20 protein-coding genes, 1 pseudogene and 1 riboswitch are annotated in these 20164 nt (G+C 59.0%); of the genes and pseudogenes, 14 read left to right on the top strand and 7 right to left on the bottom strand.

The genetic code is table 11. The annotated features are described in order from the left end of the window. Positions 1–15 precede the first annotated feature (15 nt). Positions 16–669, bottom strand: coding sequence for a 3,4-dihydroxy-2-butanone-4-phosphate synthase (gene ribB / locus EXW94_RS26535; protein ID WP_010435670.1), 654 nt, complete (start codon positions 667–669; stop codon positions 16–18). Positions 670–775: 106 nt separating this feature from the next. Beyond that, a riboswitch (FMN riboswitch) is annotated at positions 776–926 on the bottom strand. Between the two features lie 121 nt (positions 927–1047). Here ribB and ubiK point away from each other — a divergent pair. Beyond that, positions 1048–1344, top strand: a complete 297-nt coding sequence (ubiK, locus tag EXW94_RS26530; RefSeq protein WP_013098757.1) for a ubiquinone biosynthesis accessory factor UbiK — start codon at positions 1048–1050, stop codon at positions 1342–1344. Positions 1345–1457: 113 nt separating this feature from the next. On the opposite strand, the gene hldE is transcribed toward ubiK, so the two are convergent. Genes hldE through EXW94_RS26515 form a run of 3 tightly spaced genes read right to left on the bottom strand, consistent with a single transcriptional unit; the run spans position 1458 to position 7140 of the window. Then, on the bottom strand, positions 1458–2888 hold the full coding sequence (hldE, locus tag EXW94_RS26525; protein WP_032642099.1) for a bifunctional D-glycero-beta-D-manno-heptose-7-phosphate kinase/D-glycero-beta-D-manno-heptose 1-phosphate adenylyltransferase HldE: 1431 nt from the start codon (positions 2886–2888) through the stop codon (positions 1458–1460). 40 nt (positions 2889–2928) lie between these two features. Then, positions 2929–5784 (bottom strand): bifunctional [glutamate--ammonia ligase]-adenylyl-L-tyrosine phosphorylase/[glutamate--ammonia-ligase] adenylyltransferase, encoded by a 2856-nt coding sequence (glnE, locus tag EXW94_RS26520; RefSeq protein WP_174341516.1) that lies wholly within the window; start codon positions 5782–5784, stop codon positions 2929–2931. 21 nt (positions 5785–5805) lie between these two features. Further along, complete coding sequence (locus tag EXW94_RS26515) at positions 5806–7140, bottom strand: inorganic triphosphatase (RefSeq protein WP_174341515.1); 1335 nt, start codon at positions 7138–7140, stop codon at positions 5806–5808. Between the two features lie 237 nt (positions 7141–7377). On the opposite strand from EXW94_RS26515, the gene EXW94_RS26510 reads away from it, so the two are divergent. Then, on the top strand, positions 7378–7998 hold the full coding sequence (locus EXW94_RS26510) for a TIGR04211 family SH3 domain-containing protein (protein WP_010435686.1): 621 nt from the start codon (positions 7378–7380) through the stop codon (positions 7996–7998). A gap of 60 nt (positions 7999–8058) precedes the next feature. Continuing rightward, positions 8059–9300 (top strand): multifunctional CCA addition/repair protein, encoded by a 1242-nt coding sequence (locus EXW94_RS26505; protein WP_174341514.1) that lies wholly within the window; start codon positions 8059–8061, stop codon positions 9298–9300. 13 nt (positions 9301–9313) lie between these two features. Here the strand turns inward: EXW94_RS26505 and bacA are convergent, their stop codons facing one another. After that, positions 9314–10135 carry an undecaprenyl-diphosphate phosphatase gene (gene bacA, locus EXW94_RS26500; protein WP_010435693.1) on the bottom strand — a complete coding sequence of 274 codons (822 nt, stop codon included), beginning with the start codon at positions 10133–10135 and terminating at the stop codon, positions 9314–9316. A 106-nt stretch (positions 10136–10241) separates the two neighbouring features. Continuing rightward, positions 10242–10610: a bifunctional dihydroneopterin aldolase/7,8-dihydroneopterin epimerase gene (gene folB / locus EXW94_RS26495; RefSeq protein WP_148400548.1), complete on the bottom strand. Its 369-nt coding sequence runs from the start codon at positions 10608–10610 to the stop codon at positions 10242–10244. A gap of 107 nt (positions 10611–10717) precedes the next feature. Between folB and plsY the strand changes: the two genes are divergently transcribed. From plsY to ureG, 10 genes and pseudogenes are all read left to right on the top strand, one after another. After that, positions 10718–11332, top strand: coding sequence for a glycerol-3-phosphate 1-O-acyltransferase PlsY (plsY, locus tag EXW94_RS26490; RefSeq protein ID WP_010435699.1), 615 nt, complete (start codon positions 10718–10720; stop codon positions 11330–11332). Between the two features lie 93 nt (positions 11333–11425). Beyond that, entirely contained in the window at positions 11426–12892 is a 1467-nt protein-coding gene (locus EXW94_RS26485) for an MFS transporter (protein WP_089599625.1), read from the top strand. Positions 12893–13079: 187 nt separating this feature from the next. Continuing rightward, positions 13080–13907, top strand: coding sequence for an urease accessory protein UreD (locus tag EXW94_RS26480; RefSeq protein ID WP_174341513.1), 828 nt, complete (start codon positions 13080–13082; stop codon positions 13905–13907). A gap of 10 nt (positions 13908–13917) precedes the next feature. Then, the gene (locus tag EXW94_RS26475; protein ID WP_006811999.1) at positions 13918–14220 is read left to right on the top strand and encodes an urease subunit gamma; all 303 of its coding nucleotides are present in this window, start codon (positions 13918–13920) and stop codon (positions 14218–14220) included. Positions 14221–14230: 10 nt separating this feature from the next. Beyond that, positions 14231–14545 carry an urease subunit beta gene (locus tag EXW94_RS26470; protein WP_174341512.1) on the top strand — a complete coding sequence of 105 codons (315 nt, stop codon included), beginning with the start codon at positions 14231–14233 and terminating at the stop codon, positions 14543–14545. Further along, entirely contained in the window at positions 14538–16241 is a 1704-nt protein-coding gene (ureC, locus tag EXW94_RS26465) for an urease subunit alpha (RefSeq protein ID WP_174341511.1), read from the top strand. Before EXW94_RS26470 ends, ureC begins: the two co-directional genes overlap by 8 nt. Before the next feature lie 9 nt (positions 16242–16250). Then, positions 16251–16711, top strand: a pseudogene (gene ureE / locus EXW94_RS26460) (urease accessory protein UreE). Between the two features lie 9 nt (positions 16712–16720). Continuing rightward, positions 16721–17260 carry a HupE/UreJ family protein gene (locus tag EXW94_RS26455; protein ID WP_029741751.1) on the top strand — a complete coding sequence of 180 codons (540 nt, stop codon included), beginning with the start codon at positions 16721–16723 and terminating at the stop codon, positions 17258–17260. Beyond that, positions 17260–17934 (top strand): urease accessory protein UreF, encoded by a 675-nt coding sequence (locus tag EXW94_RS26450; RefSeq protein WP_174341510.1) that lies wholly within the window; start codon positions 17260–17262, stop codon positions 17932–17934. Before EXW94_RS26455 ends, EXW94_RS26450 begins: the two co-directional genes overlap by 1 nt. A 9-nt stretch (positions 17935–17943) precedes the next feature. Further along, complete coding sequence (ureG, locus tag EXW94_RS26445; protein WP_014071813.1) at positions 17944–18561, top strand: urease accessory protein UreG; 618 nt, start codon at positions 17944–17946, stop codon at positions 18559–18561. Between the two features lie 72 nt (positions 18562–18633). On the opposite strand, the gene tsaD is transcribed toward ureG, so the two are convergent. Beyond that, a complete protein-coding gene (tsaD, locus tag EXW94_RS26440; protein ID WP_010435734.1) occupies positions 18634–19647 on the bottom strand; it encodes a tRNA (adenosine(37)-N6)-threonylcarbamoyltransferase complex transferase subunit TsaD in 1014 nt (337 codons plus the stop codon). Between the two features lie 236 nt (positions 19648–19883). On the opposite strand from tsaD, the gene rpsU reads away from it, so the two are divergent. Beyond that, a complete protein-coding gene (gene rpsU / locus EXW94_RS26435) occupies positions 19884–20099 on the top strand; it encodes a 30S ribosomal protein S21 (protein WP_001144069.1) in 216 nt (71 codons plus the stop codon). The last annotated feature ends 65 nt before the right edge of the window (positions 20100–20164 follow it).

Here is a 20164-nt window from a genome sequence, read left to right as displayed (position 1 = left end):
TTCACATCAGCCATTTCAGCTGGCTTTGCGCTCGTGCGCCTGGCGATACTCAACCAGATCTTCGATCGTTACCACCGGCATATTGTGCAGACGGGCAAAGGTGATGCACTCCGGCGCGCGCGCCATGGTGCCGTCATCGTTGGTCAGTTCACACAGCACGCCTGCAGGTTTGAAGCCTGCCAGCGTTACCAGGTCGATCGTCGCTTCGGTGTGACCGCCGCGGGTCAGCACGCCGCCCGCCTGCGCGCGCAATGGGAAGACGTGGCCTGGACGATGCAGGTCGGACGGCTTAGCACCATCGGCAATCGCTGCACGTACGGTGGTCAGACGGTCAGCCGCAGAGACACCGGTGGTCACGCCATGCGCCGCTTCAATGGTCACGGTAAAACCGGTACCGAAGGCGCTGGTGTTGTTTTCGACCATCATCGGCAGCTCGAGCTGCTTACGACGATCTTCGGTAATACACAGGCATACGATGCCGCTGCCGTGACGGATGGTCAGCGCCATCTGTTCAACGGTCATGTTTTCGGCGGCGAAAATCATGTCGCCTTCGTTTTCACGGTTTTCATCGTCAAGCACCATCACACCGCGGCCTTCGCGCAGTGCATCCAGTGCATGTTCAACACGTTGAGTTGAAGTGCCAAAAGAGGAAAGTAGCGTCTGATTCATGGTAAAAAAACCTCATTAACATTATGGTTACCAGAATCAGGGCAGTCTTAGGAGCGCCGTATAAGCGGCAAAAAGATAACGTGAGCGGGCCCATGCCCGACTGGATCGTTACTCTCTCCCATCCGGACTCTAACCGTCGGCCCCGGAATTACACCGGATCTGCTGACCTTTGAGTATTCACCCAAAGCGCTCGCGGGCTTTCAGCGTTAAGCTGATTTACCGCCGGTGGGGAATTTCGCCCCGCCCTGAGAATAAGCGAGATAACTATAACGCTATTGATTAACCTGGGCAATGCATAAGCTTCAAACAAATCTGCTTTATCCTGGAGCATGACGCGCTACAATGTTCATCAACACCGTTTTATCAAGGGAAGCCACTATGATTGACCCGAAGAAAATTGAGCAAATTGCGCGTCAGGTTCACGAGTCCATGCCAAAAGGCATTCGTGAATTTGGTGATGACGTTGAGAAGAAAATCCGCCAGACGCTGCAGGCGCAGTTGGTTCGCCTTGATTTAGTGAGCCGTGAAGAGTTCGACGTGCAGACGCAGGTTCTGCTGCGCACCCGCGAAAAGCTGGCACTGCTGGAACAGCGTTTGACCGAGCTGGAAAACCGCAATACCCCGGAAGAAGTGAAACCGGCACCGGCGATTCCGCCAGTGGATGACCAGGCGTAAGTGCGGCCTGATATGCCCGGTGGCGCTTCGCTTACCGGGCCTACATGAACGCGTAGGTCGGGTAAGGCGCAGCCGCCACCCGACATAAAAAAACGGGCCAGCTGGCCCGTTTTTTACTGACTGTCTTTCTGAATCTTCTTGATGATGTTGGTGGTTGAGCACCCGTCCTCAAAGTTGAGCACCATCACTTCACCGCCGTTGGCCCAGACCTCTTCGCTACCCGCGATTTGCTCCGGCTTATAATCGCCGCCCTTCACCAGCAGATCCGGCAGAATACCGGCAATCAGGCGCTGCGGCGTGTCTTCTTCAAACGACACCACCCAGTCCACCGCTTCCAGCGCGCCGAGCACGATCATGCGCTGCTCGAGCGGGTTCACCGGACGCGTTTCACCCTTCAGGCGTTTCGTCGACGCATCGCTGTTGACCGCCACAATCAGGCGATCGCCCAGCTTGCGCGCATTCGCCAGATACGAAACGTGGCCCGCGTGCAGGATGTCAAATACGCCGTTAGTCATCACCACTTTTTCACCACGCTTGCGCGCGGCGGCAACGGCCACCTTCAGCTCGTCTTCGGTCATGACGCCAAAACCGGTATCCGCACGACCGCGCACGGCGTTTTCCAGCTCGATAGGCGAAACGGTAGACGTCCCGAGCTTACCGACCACCACGCCCGCCGCCGCGTTGGCAAAGTAGCACGCTTCCTCGAGGGAATTACCCGCCGCCAGCGTCGCCGCCAGGACGCCAATTACCGTATCACCGGCACCGGTCACATCGTACACTTCCTGCGCCTGGGTTGGCATATGCAGCGGCGCTTTGCCCGGCTGCAGCAGCGTCATCCCCTGCTCGGAGCGGGTCACCAGCAGCGCGGACAGTTCGAAATCAGCAATGATCTTCATGCCGCGCTCAACCAGCTCTTCCTCGGTTTTGCACTTGCCCGCTACCGCCTCAAACTCGGAGAGGTTTGGCGTCAGCAGCGTCGCACCGCGATAGCGCTCAAAATCGGTCCCTTTCGGGTCGATCAGCACCGGGACGTTGGCTTTACGCGCCAGCTGAATCATCGTCTGCACGCTTGCCAGCGCACCTTTCGCATAGTCGGACAGCACCAGCGCGCCGATATTGCCCAGCGCCTGATTGATACGCTCGTGCAGCGGCTCAGGATCGACGCCCTCAAAACCTTCTTCAAAGTCGAGGCGGATCAACTGCTGGTTACGCGACAGCACGCGCAGTTTCGTGATCGTCGGGTGGGTCGGAACAGAAACGAAATCGCACTTCACGTTCACGTCCGCCAGCGACTTGCTCAGCGCGCGCGCCGCATCGTCGATGCCGGTCAGGCCCACCAGACGCGACTGCGCGCCCAAAGAGGCAATGTTCATCGCCACGTTTGCCGCGCCGCCGGGACGCTCTTCAATGGTGTCGACCTTAACCACCGGTACCGGTGCTTCCGGAGATATGCGGCTGGTCGGGCCGTACCAGTAGCGATCCAGCATCACATCCCCAACAACCATTACCCCAGCACGTTCAAACTCTGGCAGTGTTACTTTCATTCCTGACTCCAGAAAGATTCACAATTTGCGCGCGATAATATCACACTTGATTTGTTACGCACGGTTCCACCAGCCACTTCTGCCAGCTGGCCGTTACCTGAGCGCGTTCAGCGATGAAACAATCCAGCGCCACATGCCCCGGCTGCTCCTGCAAGGCCAGGTGATGCAGCTCGTCGCGCAGCGTGGTGTAGGCGCGTGTTAAAGCCTGCGCCTCCTGCTCGTCCATAATGTCGTTTTGCGCCAATAGTTCCAGAATGCGCACGTTATCCGACCAGCGCGTCAGCTTCGGCTTGTCGTGCGCATGCAGCAGCACCAGATACTGGGTAATAAACTCAATATCGGTAATCCCGCCCTCGTCGGCTTTAATATCAAAGCGATCGCGATGTTTATTGCCGAGATGCGCACGCATTTTCTCGCGCATTTCGCGCACTTCGGTCTGCAACGTACTGCCGTCACGCGGAGTGGTCATGACCTCCTTGCGGATGACGTCAAACTGCGTTTTTAACTGCGGATCGCCATACACCACGCGTGCACGCACCAGCGCCTGATGCTCCCACGTCCAGGCTTCATTCTTCTGGTAATCGGCGAAGGAGTCCGTCGAGGTGACCAGCATGCCCGCCGCGCCTGACGGACGCAGACGGGCATCCACTTCATACAAAATGCCCGACGAGGTGCGGGTGCTGAACAGGTGCATGATGCGCTGCGCCAGACGCAGGTAGAACTGGCGCCCGTCAATTTCACGCTCGCCGTCGGTCATCACGTCAACCGGGCAATCGTGCAGGAAAATAAGATCGAGATCAGAACTGTATCCCAGCTCCCAGCCGCCAAGCTTGCCGTAGCCCACCACCGCGAAGCCGCGACCCTCACGGTCGGCCAGGTGTTTCGGCTGGCCGTAGCGCGCCACCATCTGCATCCACGCCTGATGCACCACCGCGTCGATTATCGCTTCCGCAAGCCAGGTTAAGTGATCGCTCACTTTCATCACCGGCAGCGTTCCGGCGATATCCGCCGCCGCCACGCGCAGCATCTGCGCCTGCTTAAACTGGCGCAGCGCCTCAAGCTGTTGCTCTTCATCTTCTTCCGGCACGCGCAGCAGATACTGACGCAGCTCGTCGCGGTAGGCATCCGTCGCCGTGGGCTGATACAGCGTGTTCGGGTCGAGCAGCTCGTCCAGCAGCAGCGGGTAACGTGCCAGCTTGTTCGCCACCATCGGCGACGCGGCACAGAGGGAAATCAGATGCTTGAGCGCCCCCGGAAACTCGCTCAGGAGCTCCAGATAGGTGGTACGCGTGATAATCCCGCTCAGCAGCGGCATCATGCGCGACAGCGGCACCGGCGCGTCCGCCCGCGAGCAGACCTCGCTCAGCAGGTGCGGCATCAGGTGATCCAGCACCTGACGGCCTCGTGGGCCAATGGCGCGTTTGTTCAGCTCAAGACGGAAATCAGCGATTAGCGCCACCACGCGATGACGGGCATCGTCACTCAGGTGCGCCAGCACGGGGGTCGTATCATCTTCCTGAAGCGCGTCCTGCCACAGCTCGCGCCAGTGCTCGGAAAGCGCATCGTCCTGCGACTCACTTTCGTCATCGCCAATCAGGTCGTTAAAGATGCGGCGCACGCCCGCCATATGGGCATCCAGCCGCTCGGTTAACGCAGCCCAGTCATTCACGCGCATGCCCCAGGCCAGACGCGCCCGGTTCAGGTCGTCGCCCGGCAGAGTCTGGGTCTGTTCGTCGTTGATGCTTTGCAGCAGATTTTCCAGACGGCGCAGGAACAGATAGGCCTCGCGCAGGGTTTGCGCGTCGCCTTCCGGCAGCAGGTGCAGCTGCTCGATGGCGCTCAGCGTCGGCAACAGCGAGCGGGACTGCAGCGATGGCTCGCGCCCGCCGCGAATAAGCTGGAAGACCTGCACGATAAATTCAATTTCGCGAATGCCGCCCGCGCCGAGCTTGATGTTGTCCTTCAGACCGCGACGACGCACCTCACGGGCGATCATCCCTTTCATATTTCGCAGGGACTGGATCACGCTGAAGTCGATATAGCGACGGAACACGAACGGGCGCAGCATGGCGCGCAGCTCGTTGGCGTAAGCGTCGTCGCTGTCGCCCATGATCCGCGCTTTGACCATCGCGTAGCGCTCCCAATCGCGCCCCTGCTCCTGGTAGTAATCTTCCAGCGCGGCAAAGCTCAGCACCAGCGGGCCGCTGTCGCCAAACGGACGCAGGCGCATGTCCACGCGGTAGACAAAACCGTCCTGCGTGGGCTGATCCAGCGCCTTAATCAGACGCTGGCCGAGACGGGTAAAGAACTGGGCGTTGTCCAGCTCGCGTCGGCCGCCGCGCGTGGAGCCGTTCTCGGGCCAGGCAAAAATCAGATCGATATCGGAGGAGAAGTTCAGCTCACAGCCGCCGAGCTTGCCCATTCCCAGAATCAACAGCAGCTGAGGAACCCCTTCCTCGCTGCACGGCGTACCCCATTCTTTACAGCAGGCGGCGTAGAGCCAGTCGCGCGCGGCGACAATCAGCGTTTGCGCCAGCTCGCTTAGCTGCTGCAAGGTGCTCTCTTCGCTTATCAGCTCCAGGGACTGCGCCCAGGCGATACGCACCATGACCCGACGGCGGAACTGGCGCAGCACGCGCATCAGCGTCGCTTCATCCGCTACGTCTTCGAGTGCGGTTTGCAGCCAGCCAGCATAATGCCGCCACTCGTCCGCCTGTGGCGGTGCGTTCTCAAGCTCTGCCAGCCAGTCCGGGTTGGCGGCGATACTTTCCTGCACAAAATCACTGAAGGCGAGCACGCTCTTTGCCTGCTCGCTTAACGATGAGGCCGGTAATGACTCGGGCAGACGTTCGCAAACGGTCTGCCACTGCTGCTGTAATTGCGAAGAAAGCGGCATTATTGGGGTTCCTTGCCAGAGTTAACGTTTTCCGCTGTGCAGCCAGAACGGCTCCTGCGAAATGGCCTCGTTACGGAAATGCTCAATCTCAATATGCTGGCGGGTTTCAATGGCGTGTTTCAGCCCCTGCCAGTTCTCCAGCCAGGCCTGCGCCTTCACGCCGTCATAGGCTCCAGACAGAAGCACCATGCTGTCGATATTGCGCGAAAGACGGGGAAGCTGATCGCCATACTGATCGCCCAGCGGGTAGGCAAACGTGGTCTTCAGTTCGGCGGCATGGCGGGAAAGATGAATATCCGCGAAACGCTTAAAGTTTTCCGCGATTTTGGTTTGCGCTTTTGCATCAAGGAAAGTACGCCAGCCTCGCGTCACCAGAAACTCGGTCAGCGCCAGTTTTGCCGTGGCGGTTTGCGGGCTGTAGATCGCCGTTTGCGCGGATACGTCCGAGAGCATCAGCGCTTCGGTTTGCGTCAGCAGATCGCGTAAGTGAGCACTCGCTTTGCGAGGAACGATACCGCCGAACAACGCAAGGGTATGACGTACCAGGGCAATAGCCGCCAGCACGTGGGATTTCGCGTTTTTCACATTACGCACCCACAGCTCTTCGTGGTACTGCCACTGGGAAAGCGCCAGCTCCAGCGCGGCTTCCAGACCCTGTTCAACGCTGGCTTTCGGTGCAACGTGCAAAATGGTCGTCTCTTTCAGCACGCGCGGCGCATTCCCCGCCGCCAGGTGTAGCACGCGCGGCGCATTCCCCGCCGCCAGGTGGTAGCCGCGCGCGGCTTTGCTCAGGCTTCCCTGACGCAGTCCAGACTGGTTCACCAGCTTGCGCGCCAGCTTCAGCACGTCGTTGGCGTCGCCTTCCAGCAGTTCAAGCTCCAGTTCGCAAATCGGTTCCTGGAACTCCCCCGCCTTCACCTCGCCCAGATCGAGGGCGATTTCAATGCGGCTTTTGCCTTCCGTCACCAGCCATTTTTCGCGCCAGAAATCGGTGCTGAACAGCGGCTGTACTTCTGCGGATAAGGTTGCCGGGAGTTTACCTTCCGGCCAGACCTCAGCCGGAAAACGTTCAAGCTCAAGTTCTGGCTTACTGATGTCGATATTGTATTCCGGACGCTGGTGCAAACCACCCACCACGCGACCGGCAATTTTCATCGTCATCTCGTAGCGCCCGCTCGCGCCACGGATGCGCAGGCCCATATCGTGACGACGCAGCCAGTTATTCGGCGTTTCGTAATAGATATTAAGCAGTTGTACCGGTTCATGGTGTTCGCCGGAAAGCGTGTGCAGATGCTGACGGAGCGCGTCAACGCTGTCTTTTTCGACGATAAACTTTAATTCGATTTCTTGTGCCATAGCCTTGTACTTTTGCCTGCGTCACAGACGCGTCGATGAAGGCGAACTTCCTCGCCATTTGTTTGTCAGTACATAGTATTTTGCGCCAAATTACCACGCAATGAGCAATTTGACGGGCGTAAAAGTTTGAAGAGGTGGAAATCACGACACAGATGATTCCGATTGATGACGAATCCTTTGCGTAGAGACACTGATACCACTACTATCGTTCCACTATTTATGAAAATAACGACTGATATGCTTAAATTACGCCTGATTGGACTTACTTTACTCGCTTTTAGCGCCGCAACCGCGGTCCACGCTGAAGAGAAGCGTTACGTTTCTGATGAACTGAACACCTGGGTACGCAGTGGCCCTGGGGACAATTATCGCCTCGTGGGCACGGTAAATGCCGGCGAGGAAGTGGTTCTGTTACAAACCAATGCAGACACCAACTACGGTCAGGTACGCGACAGCTCCGGCCGCACCTCCTGGATCCCGCTGAAAGAGCTGAGCAACGTGCCAAGCCTGCGCACCCGCGTGCCGGACCTGGAAAACCAGGTGAAAACCCTGACCGATAAGCTGACCAACATCGATAACACCTGGAACCAGCGCACGGCAGAAATGCAGCAGAAAGTGGCCCAGAGCGACGGTGTGATCAACGGTTTGAAGGAAGAGAACCAGAAGCTGAAAAACGAGCTGATTGTCGCGCAGAAGAAAGTGAATGCCGCCAACCTGCAGCTTGATGATAAACAGCGCACCATCATCATGCAGTGGTTCATGTATGGCGGCGGCGTGCTGGGCGTCGGTCTGGTGCTGGGTCTGGTGCTGCCAATGCTGATCCCAAGCCGTAAGCGCAAAGACCGCTGGATGAACTAACTCGTCTTCTCTGCCACACTTACGTATTATCTTGCGAAAAGAGAAAACGGGAGCGTTGGTGTGAAGAGTTATCTGGTCGGTGGTGCGGTACGTGATGCGTTGTTAGGTCTGCCGGTCAAAGATAAAGACTGGGTGGTGGTAGGTGCCACCCCCGAAGAGATGCTCGACGCGGGCTACCAGCAGGTAGGCCGCGATTTTCCCGTTTTTCTTCATCCTAAAAGCCGTGAAGAGTACGCCCTGGCGCGTACCGAACGAAAATCCGGCTCTGGCTATACCGGTTTTACCTGCTATGCCGCCCCGGATGTGACGCTGGAGCAGGATCTGCTGCGCCGCGATCTCACCATCAACGCCCTTGCGCAGGACGAGCACGGCCAGATCATTGATGCCTACGGCGGTCAGGACGATCTGCGCGACCGTCTTTTACGTCACGTTTCCCCGGCTTTTTCTGAAGATCCGCTCCGCGTGCTGCGCGTGGCGCGTTTCGCCGCGCGTTATGCGCATCTCAGTTTCCGTATCGCTGATGAAACCATGGCGCTGATGACCGCGATGACCGAAGCGGGCGAACTGGAACACCTGACGCCAGAACGCGTCTGGAAAGAGACGGAAAACGCCCTCACGACCCGCAACCCGCAGGTCTTTTTCCAGGTGCTGCGCGACTGTGGCGCGCTGAAAGTGCTGTTCCCGGAAATCGACGTGCTGTTCGGCGTCCCCGCCCCGGCGAAATGGCACCCGGAAATTGATACCGGTATTCATACCCTGATGACGCTCAGCATGGCCGCCATGCTCAGCCCGGACGTGGACGTGCGTTTTTCCACTCTGTGCCACGATCTCGGCAAAGGGTTAACGCCGAAGGCGTTCTGGCCGCGCCATCACGGACACGGTCCGGCAGGCGTGAAGCTGGTCGAAGGCATTTGCCAGCGGCTGCGCGTGCCGAATGAGATCCGCGACCTGGCAAAACTGGTGGCAGAGTTCCACGATCTCATCCATACCTTCCCGATCCTGAAACCGGCCACCATCGTTAAGCTGTTCGATAATATCGACGCCTGGCGTAAACCCCAGCGCGTGGAGCAGATCGCCCTGACCAGCGAAGCCGACGTGCTCGGTCGCACCGGGTTTGAGGCCTGCGATTACCCACAAGGCCGTTTGCTGCGTGAAGCCTGGGACGTGGCGAAAGCCGTACCCACGAAAGATGTTGTTGAAGCAGGATTCAAAGGACCGGAAATTCGGGAAGAGTTGACGAAACGCAGGACAGAAGCCGTTGCGGCATGGAAGGAAAAGCGTTGCCCTCAGCCAAAAGACTGAGGGCCGTTGGTCATCAGAAGAAGACCACGTACACCGCAGCCGCGACGATAAAGCGGTAGATCGCGAACGGAATGAACGAGATACGCTTGATCAGCTGCAGGAAGGTTTTGATGGCAATCAGCGCCACGATGAAGGCGGTGATGAAGCCCACGGCGAACATCGGAATGTCGCCAGCCGTCAGGAAGTGATAGCTCTTATAGACGTCGAGTACGGTGGCACCCATCATCATCGGCACCGCCAGCAGGAATGAAAATTCCGACGCGGCATAACGGCTCACACCCATCAGCATGCCACCAGAAATGGTCGCCCCTGAACGCGAGAAGCCCGGCCACAGCGCCAGACACTGGAAGCAACCAATGATAAACGCCTGACGGTAGGTCATATCATCCAGACCTTCCGCACGCGGGGTTTTAGGTTTCAGCACTTCTGCTGCAATCAGCAGGAAACCGCCAACCACCAGCGCATACATCACGTTAATCGGGTTAAACAGCGATTTGATGGTGTCGTGGAATACCAGCCCCAGCACGACCGCCGGGACCATGCCGAGCAGAATGTGAATCAGCGTCAGACGGCCCTTGCCTTCCCCTTCACGCTGCGGCAAACGTCCAAAGTGAATGCCGATCAGGCCAAACAGACGACGCCAGAACATCACCACAACCGCCAGAATAGAACCCAGCTGAATCACCACTTCGAACGTCTTTGCGGTATCGCCCTCAAAGCCCAGCAGGTGGCCGACGATAATCATATGGCCCGTACTGGAAACCGGCAAAAACTCCGTCAATCCTTCGACCACACCCAGTATTGCCGCCACCAGCAGCGAGTGCATATCGCTCATCTATAAACCCCTAAAAAGATATAAAAAAACGGTGTCCCACGTGGACAACCGTGAAAGATACAGCTTTATGACCGGTATAACCTAAAATGGTTTAGCGATTATGACGTTAAATCTTTGCTTTCAGATTATTGCCACGCTCGATAATCACGCCTACGTTGGCAGCGCGCGCTACCGCCCCCGGTTTGCTTAACTTGATGCGTACCCATGGCGAGTTAAATTTGGTCAGCAGTAGCTCCGCCACCTCTTCCGCCACGCGTTCCACCAGCGCAAAACGCTGCCCTTCCACATGGTTGATGACCGTTTCACTGATGTCGGCATAGCTCAGACAGTCATTCACATCGTCGCTTTTTGCCGACGCGCGGTTATCCCAGCCCATTTCGATATCGAACACCAGCTTCTGCTCAATGGTCTGTTCCCAGTCGTAAACACCAATAGTGGTGATTACCGAAAGTTGCTCTATAAATACAATATCCATCACGACCTGCCTGCTTTTTGGCTAAACCGGATACCACTTCCGGCGAATTATGCGTATTATCCACAGATGCTGAGAATACAGATACATTTTCAAAACGGAACAGCGTTATGAGTGCAATCGCGCCTGGAATGATTATCCTCGCCTACCTTTGCGGCTCAATCTCCAGCGCCATTCTGGTCTGCCGCATCGCCGGGTTGCCTGACCCACGCGAAAGTGGTTCCGGGAATCCGGGGGCGACCAATGTACTACGAATTGGCGGCAAGGGAGCAGCCGTAGCGGTTTTGATTTTTGATGTTCTGAAAGGGATGCTACCCGTCTGGGGCGCGTATGCGCTGGGCGTCACGCCGTTCTGGCTCGGTCTTATCGCCATCGCCGCCTGCGTCGGCCATATCTGGCCCGTTTTCTTTGGTTTTAAAGGCGGGAAAGGCGTTGCGACGGCCTTCGGTGCGATTGCACCTATCGGCTGGGATCTCACCGGCGTGATGGCCGGGACCTGGCTGCTCACCATTCTTCTGAGCGGCTACTCGTCGCTGGGCGCGATCGTCAGCGCGCTGATTGCCCCGTTCTACGTCTGGTGGTTTAAACCCCAGTTCACCTTCCCGGTGTCGATGCTCTCCTGCCTGATCCTGCTGCGCCATCACGACAATATTCAGCGCCTGTGGCGTCGTCAGGAAACCAAGATCTGGACGAAGCTCAAGCGTAAGAAGAAAGACGCTAAATAAAGCGTTCGTTATGCCTTATAACCAAATGTGATTTTGGTCACCTTCTGCCTGTGGTAACTGTTAGAGACACAACACAACCACACAAAAAGAAAAATGGCAGAAATCACAGATACAACTCCCCTTTCAACGGCAGGAAGCACCCCGGACGGCGACATCAAGTGGGTGCGCAGCGCATCGGACGTTTCACGTCTGGTTAACGACGGCTCTCAGGGCCGGGCCAACGCCCGTATCGTGGTCGGTATCGCGCTGGGCGGTATTTTTCTCGACGCGTACGATCTCGGCGCATTGGCGTTTGGCATCAAGGACATTACCCGCGAATTCAATTTAACCCCTGCCGGCACCGGCATGGTGGCGTCGGCCATTACCTTCGGTGCCATCGTCGGGGCGCTGCTCGGCGGCTATCTCACGGATAAAATCGGGCGCTACCGCGTGTTTATGGCCGATATGGTCTTCTTCGTCGTCGCCGCTATCGCCTGTGCTCTCGCTCCGAACGAATATGTGCTGGCGGGCGCGCGCTTTGTGATGGGGCTCGGCGTGGGGATCGACCTTCCCGTGGCGATGGCGTTTCTCAGCGAGTTCGCCAGACTGAAAGGTCCGGGAAACAAAGCTTCCAGCGTCGCGATGTGGTGCCCTACCTGGTATGCGGCCATCAGCGTCTCCTACCTGCTGGTGCTCTTCTTCTACGCCGTGCTACCGGAAAGCCACAGCGACTGGCTCTGGCGCCTGATCCTTGGCTTTGGCGCGGTGCCCGCGCTGGTGATTATCGCCATTCGCAGCCGTTACATGAGCGAGTCTCCGGTCTGGGCGGCGAATCAGGGCAACCTGAAAGAGGCGGCATCCATTTTGCGGCAGTCGTACAACATCAACGCCCACGTGCCGCAGGATGCCCTTGACCAGCCCGCGCCGGTGGTTAACAAGGCAAAATGGTCGAACTACCTCAACCTGTTCCGGGGCATTTATCTGCGGCGTACCACCCTCGCCACGCTGCTGTCGGTGGTCTCCTCGTTTGCCTATAACGCCGTGGCCTTTGGCCTGCCGGTGATTATTTCAAGCTTCTTCGTGCAGTCGATGCTCACCACCATTTTGATCTCGCTGGTGCTGAACCTGCTGTTTGCGTTTGTTGGCGGATTACTGGCGGTGCGCTATGTTCCACGCTTCGGCGCGTGGCGGATGTCGCTCGCGGGCTATGCCTGCCAGCTTGTGGCACTGCTCGGGCTGGCGCTGATAGGCCGACCGGAAGGTGCCTCTGAAGGGGTGCTTGCTGTTTCGATGCTGGCGCTATTCCTGTTCGGTCAGGGCTTTGGCCCGGGTGCGCATACCATGACGTTTGCCTCCCTGAGCTACCCGACCTCGCTGCGCGGCGTCGGCGTGGGGCTCAACCAGACGCTGATGCGCAGCAGTTCCACGCTGTCGCTGTTCCTGTTCCCGCTGCTCGTTGCGTCTCTCGACACCGCTGTGTTCTGGGTGATTGCGCTGGCGCCGTTTATCGGCCTGGCGTCGCTGCTGGCGATCCGCTGGGAGCCGTCCGGGTATGATGTGGATGCGGAGGATTATCGCTAGCCTTTCCTGCCGGGTGGCGCTGCGCTTACCCGGCCTACACTGCGCATTATCTTGTAGGCCCGTGCAAGCGTAGCGCCGCCGGGCGAAAATCACATGAGCTTTTTTATCCATAAGCGACTCATATGACAGCCTTCATTTCTGCCAGGGCATACTGAAACGACCCCGATGATGAGCAGATGGATGCAGCATGTTAGCAGCTCAGGTCACTGATAATTCATACAAAGGCTGGCAGGCATCGCTTGCCCTGCAGTTTTGTCACACCCCTGAGAAAACCCTCCTGTACTCCGCTCATCACGTCGGGCCGCTCACCGTCCAGCGTCCGTTTTACCCCGAAGGGGAAACCTGCCACCTTTATCTGCTTCACCCGCCCGGCGGGATTGTGGGCGGCGATACGCTGGACATTTCCGTTCGGCTGGACGCCAAAAGCCATACGCTTATCACCATGCCCGGCGCCAGTAAGTTCTATCGCAGCAGCGGCCCGCAGGCCTGCCTCAATCAGCACTTTTATCTCGATGATGGATCCACACTCGAGTGGCTGCCGCAGGACACGATTATTTTTCCCGGCGCGAACGCCGCGCTGCGCTCCGTCTTCCACCTGAAGGCCTCCAGCACGCTGCTGGCCTGGGAGCTGTACTGCCTGGGACGCCCGGTAATAAACGAAACCTTCAGCCACGGCACGCTGGAGAGCCGCCTTGAGGTGTGGGTAGATGACGAGCCGCGCCTGATTGAGCGCCAGCATCTTAGCGACGGCGATCTCTCGCCCGTCGCCGGGCATCCGTGGCTCGGCACGCTGCTCTTCTACCCAGCCCGGGAAGAACATCTCGACGCGGTGCGCGAGCGGCTCGCACCGCTGGAAAATTATGCCGGGGCAACGCTCACCGATGGCCTGCTGTCGGTGCGTTTTCTCTCCCACGACAATCTGATTTGCCAGCGGGTGATGCGCGATATCTGGCAGTCGCTTCGCCCGCTTCTCACTACCAAACCCGCCTGTTCGCCGCGTATCTGGCAGACATAAGAGAAACGTTATGGAACTGACCCCCAGAGAAAAAGACAAGCTGTTGCTGTTCACCGCCGCGCTGGTTGCCGAACGCCGCCTCGCGCGCGGGGTAAAGCTCAATTATCCGGAATCGGTCGCGCTGATCAGCGCCTTCATTATGGAAGGCGCGCGCGATGGCGAAACCGTCGCCTCGCTGATGGAGGCGGGCCGCCACGTCCTGAGGCGCGACCAGGTCATGGAGGGCGTGCCGGAGATGATCCCGGATATCCAGGTCGAAGCCACCTTCCCGGACGGTTCCAAGCTCGTCACCGTCCACAACCCGATCGTTTAAGGAGCGCGTGATGATCCCAGGTGAATATCAGGTCCAGCCCGGAAACATTGCCCTCAACGTCGGGCGTGAAACCCAACGCGTGGTTGTCGAAAACCACGGCGACAGGCCGATCCAGGTCGGATCGCACTACCACTTTTACGAGGTCAACCCCGCGCTGAAGTTCGATCGGGAAGCCACCAAAGGCTACCGGCTGAACATCCCGGCGGGCACCGCCGTGCGCTTTGAGCCCGGCCAGAAGCGGGAAGTGACGCTGGTGCAGGTCGCGGGTGCCCAGCGGATTTTCGGCTTTCGCGGTGACGTGATGGGAGAGGTAAAACATGGTTGAGATTTCACGCCGGGCGTATGCCGATATGTTCGGCCCCACTACCGGGGATAAAGTGCGGCTGGCCGACAGCGAGCTGTGGATCGAAGTGGAGGACGATCTCACGATCTACGGCGAAGAGGTCAAGTTCGGCGGCGGGAAGGTGATCCGCGACGGCATGGGTCAGGGACAGATGACCGCAGACGGCTGCGTGGATCTGGTTCTCACCAACGCGCTGATCGTCGATCACTGGGGGATCGTAAAAGCCGATATCGGCGTCAAGGACGGGCGGATCTTCGCCGTCGGCAAAGCCGGAAACCCGGACATTCAGCCCGGCGTGACGATCCCGATCGGCGCGGCAACGGAAGTGATTGCCGCCGAGGGGAAGATCGTCACCGCCGGCGGGATCGACACCCACATCCACTGGATCTGCCCGCAGCAGGCGGAAGAGGCGCTGGTCTCCGGCGTCACCACCATGATCGGCGGCGGTACCGGACCGGCGGCGGGCACCAACGCCACCACCTGCACGCCGGGACCGTGGTATATCGCCCGCATGCTGCAGGCTGCCGATACGCTGCCGGTGAATATCGGCCTGCTCGGCAAAGGTAACGGCTCCAACCCGGACGCCCTGCGCGAGCAGATTGCCGCCGGCGCTATCGGGCTGAAGATCCACGAGGACTGGGGCGCGACGCCTGCGGCGATTAACTGCTCGCTGGAAGTCGCGGAAGAAATGGATATTCAGGTGGCGCTGCACAGCGACACGCTGAACGAGTCCGGTTTTGTCGAAGACACGCTGGCAGCTATCGCCGGGCGCACCATCCACACTTTCCACACCGAAGGGGCGGGCGGCGGCCACGCGCCGGATATTATCACCGCCTGCGCGCACCCGAATATTCTGCCCTCCTCCACCAATCCGACGCTGCCCTACACGGTCAATACCATCGACGAGCATCTCGACATGCTGATGGTCTGCCACCACCTTGACCCGGATATCGCCGAGGACGTGGCGTTTGCGGAATCCCGCATTCGTCGTGAAACCATCGCCGCTGAAGACATGCTGCACGACATCGGCGCATTCTCGCTCACCTCGTCAGATTCGCAGGCCATGGGCCGCGTCGGGGAAGTGATTATCCGCACCTGGCAGGTCGCGCACCGCATGAAGGTCCAGCGCGGCGCGCTGCCGGAAGAGACCGGCGAGAACGACAACGTCCGCGTGAAGCGCTACGTCGCCAAATACACCATCAACCCGGCGCTCACCCACGGCATCGCCCACGAAGTCGGTTCGATTGAGGCGGGCAAACTGGCGGATCTGGTGGTCTGGTCCCCGGCGTTCTTCGGCGTCAAGCCCGCCACCATCGTCAAGGGCGGGATGATCGCCTGCGCGCCAATGGGCGACATCAACGCCTCGATCCCTACGCCGCAGCCGGTGCATTACCGCCCGATGTTTGGCTCGCTGGGCGCCGCGCGCCACGCCACCCGGCTGACGTTTATCTCGCAGGCCGCCAGTGCGAACGGCATCCCGCAGCAGCTCAACCTGCAGAGCGCCACCGCGGTGGTGAAAGGCTGCCGGACGGTGAAAAAGGCGGACATGATCCACAACGGCCTGCTGCCGAATATCACCGTCGACTCACAAACCTACGAGGTGCGCGTCGACGGTGAACTGATAACCAGCGAACCGGCTGACGTTCTGCCGATGGCGCAACGCTATTTCCTGTTTTAAGGAGTAATGATGATCTACTTAACCCAACGCCTGGACCATGCCCACCCCGTCACCGCCAGCGTCACGCTGCCGATTGACGTACGGGTGAAAAGCCGCGCCCGCGTAGCGCTGAACGACGGCCGCGAAGCCGGGCTGATGCTGCCGCGCGCGGCCTGCTGCTGCGCGGGGGCGACCTGCTGACTACCGACGACGGCAGCGAGGTTGTCGAGGTGATCGCCGCTCCGGAGTCGGTTTCCGTGGTGCGCTGCGCCGATCCGTTCCTGCTCGCCCGCGCCTGCTACCACCTGGGCAACCGCCACGTGCCGCTGCAGATCATGCCCGGCGAGCTGCGCTATCACCACGACCACGTTCTCGACGACATGCTGTGCCAGTTCGGGCTGGAAGTAACGTTCGCTACTCTGGCGTTTGAACCGGAAGCGGGCGCTTATACCAGCGATGCCCACAGTCATTCTCACGCTCATTCACATTAAGGATTAATCATGCGCAAGTATTTACCGCTGTTACTGCTGGCCTTTTCCGTTCCGGCGCTCGCCCACCCCGGCCACGGCACCGACAGCTTTCAGGCCGGTTTTCTGCATCCGCTGACCGGGCTCGATCACCTGCTGATGCTCACCGGTGCGGGCGTGCTCTCTGCCCTGAGCGGACGCAAGCTTCTGCTGCCGTTTGCCACCCTCGGGATGATGCTTGTCGGCGCGATTGCGGGCAGCCTGCTCGGCGGCTTCAGCGGCATGGAGATGCTGATTATCGCCTCGCTGGCGGTATCCGGCGTGATGATGTTTAAAACTGAAAACCGCCTGCTGCTGGCGGTGCCTGCCCTGGCGATGTTCCACGGCTGGGCGCACGGCGTGGAGATGTCCGGCCACAGCTTCTGGCTCTTCACCAGCGGCTTCATGCTCGCCAGCGCCACGGTGCTGTGCGCCAGCTTTGCCGCAGGGCTGCTGCTGCGCCGTCACGACGGCCTGCGTAAAACCTTCGGCGGCGGGCTGATTGTCTCCGCCCTGCTGGCGCTGATGAGCTGATGGAGCACGCCCGTCAGAGGCTGCGCCTGATGCAGCTCTCCAGCAGCAGCCTGCCGGTCGGGTCGTTTACCTGGTCGCAGGGGCTGGAGTGGGCCGTTGAGGCGGGCTGGGTCACGGACGCCGACGCGTTCAAACGCTGGCAAATCCAGCAGATGGAACAGAGCTTTTTCTGCGTCGATCTGCCGCTGTTTATCCGTCTTTATCAGGCCTGTGAGCAACGCGATCTTACAAGTGCAAAACGCTGGACGGCATACCTTCTCGCCTGCCGGGAAACGCGCGAGCTGCGAGAAGAAGAGCGAAACCGCGGGGCGGCCTTTACGCGGCTGATTAAGCGCTGGGAGCCGGATTGTCCGCCCGAATGGCTGCCGCTGTGTATGCAAAGCCAGCTCTGCGGCATGGCCTGGCTCGGCGTGCGCTGGGGTATTGGCGCGCGCGAGCTGGCGCTGAGCCTCGGCTACAGCTGGATGGAGAGCGCGGTGATGGCGGGCGTCAAGCTGGTGCCGTTTGGGCAACAGGCCGCGCAGCAGCTGATTATCGAACTGAGCGACGACTACGCCGCTGGTTTTGAACAGGCATTTTTACGTCGCGACGACGCGCTGGGGGCAGCAACGCCGCTGTCCGCCATCGCCTCCGCGCGCCACGAAACCCAATATTCACGACTATTCCGTTCCTGAGGAGTCAATATGGCTGATTACAAACATCCCCTGCGCGTGGGCGTGGGCGGCCCGGTAGGGTCGGGCAAAACCGCGCTGCTGGAAGCGCTCTGCAAGGCGATGCGCGATACCTACCATCTTGCGGTGGTGACCAACGATATCTACACCAAAGAAGATCAGCGCATCCTGACCGAGGCGGGCGCGCTGGAGCCGGAGCGCATCGTGGGCGTGGAGACGGGCGGCTGCCCGCATACTGCCATCCGCGAAGATGCCTCAATGAACCTGGCGGCGGTGGAAGCGTTAAGCGAGAAGTTCGGCAATCTGGATCTGATCTTCGTGGAAAGCGGCGGCGATAACCTGAGCGCGACCTTCAGTCCGGAGCTGGCGGATCTGACCATTTACGTTATCGACGTGGCCGAAGGGGAAAAAATTCCGCGCAAGGGCGGACCGGGGATCACCAAATCCGATTTTCTGGTGATCAACAAAACCGATCTCGCGCCGTACGTCGGTGCGTCGCTGGAGGTGATGGAGCGCGACACCAACCGCATGCGCGGCGAGCGTCCATGGACGTTTACCAACCTGAAGGCGGGTGACGGGCTGGCGACGATCATTGCGTTTCTGGAAGAGAAAGGGATGCTGCGGGTGTAGTGTGGGTTATTGCACGTTGGCACATGTGGATGTTGTAGGCCCGGTAAGCGCAGCGCCACCGGGCAAAAAAACTCACGCCTCAGGCAGTTCCGCCAGCGGCCAGCGCGGACGCACGGACACGCTGAGGTCGGACGTTGCACCCGCATTCAGGCGCACCATACCCGCGTAAGCGATCATCGCGCCGTTATCGGTGCAAAATTCAGGACGCGCATAGAACACTTCTCCACGACGCTTTTGCATCATCTCTGCAAGCTTCGCGCGCAGCGTACGGTTAGCGCTCACGCCACCCGCCATCACCAGACGCTTAAAGCCAGTCTGATCCAGCGCGCGCTTGCACTTGATCATCAACGTATCCACCACCGCATCTTCAAACGCACGGGCGATGTCGGCACGCGTCTGCTCGTCGTTATCATTATTGCGGATAGTATTGGCCGCGAAGGTTTTCAGCCCGGAGAAGCTGAAGTCCAGCCCCGGACGGTCGGTCATCGGGCGCGGGAAGACAAAGCGCCCTTCCGTTCCCTGCGACGCCATTTTTGACAGCATCGGGCCGCCCGGGTAATCCAGCCCCAGCAGCTTGGCGGTTTTATCGAACGCTTCACCGGCGGCGTCGTCGATCGACTCGCCCAGCAGCTCGTATTTGCCAATGCCCGTTACGCTAATCAGCTGCGTATGCCCCCCGGAAACCAGCAGCGCCACAAACGGGAACTCAGGCGGATTCTCTTCCAGCATCGGCGCCAGAAGATGCCCTTCCATATGGTGAACCGGAATGGCCGGCACATCCCACGCGAAGGCCAGCGAACGCCCCACCGTCGCGCCAACCAGCAGCGCGCCAACCAGGCCCGGGCCTGCGGTATATGCCACTGCATCAATCTCTTTTGCCGTTAATCCGGCTTCTTTCAGCGCCGCCTGAATCAGGGGAACCGTTTTACGCACGTGGTCACGAGAGGCCAGTTCCGGCACGACGCCGCCGTAGTCAGCGTGCAATTTCACCTGACTATACAGTTGGTTGGCCAGCAGCCCTTTTTCGTCGTCGTAAATGGCGATGCCGGTTTCATCGCAGGATGTTTCAATACCCAGTACACGCATGACTTGTTTTACCTCGTTTCAATACCGCGCAGTGTAGAGCCTGGGCGGGTTGATGTAAAACTTTGTTCGCCCCAGGAAGAAGGCTCGTGTATACTCCTCACCCTTATTAAAGTCCCTTTCAAAATCGCATCGGTGCTTTACAAAGCAGCAGCATTTGCAGTAAAATTCCGCACCATTTTGAAATAAGCTGGCGTTGATGCCAGCGGCAAACCGAATTTATTAAAGGTGAGAGTTACATGCCGGTAATTAAAGTACGTGAAAACGAGCCGTTCGACGTAGCACTGCGTCGCTTCAAACGTTCATGCGAGAAAGCAGGTGTTCTGGCTGAAGTTCGTCGTCGTGAGTTTTATGAAAAACCAACGACCGAACGTAAGCGCGCTAAAGCTTCCGCTGTGAAACGTCACGCGAAGAAACTGGCTCGCGAAAACGCACGCCGTACTCGTCTGTACTAATTGGTTGAGGGCCTCAGCCCTCAATTGACAGACAGAGTAATAGTCGTAAGGCCGTGCTTCCGGAA

Source organism: Enterobacter sp. JMULE2 (assembly GCF_013337145.1).
Lineage (GTDB): Bacteria > Pseudomonadota > Gammaproteobacteria > Enterobacterales > Enterobacteriaceae > Enterobacter > Enterobacter mori.
This window is presented reverse-complemented; position numbering and strand designations above follow the sequence as displayed.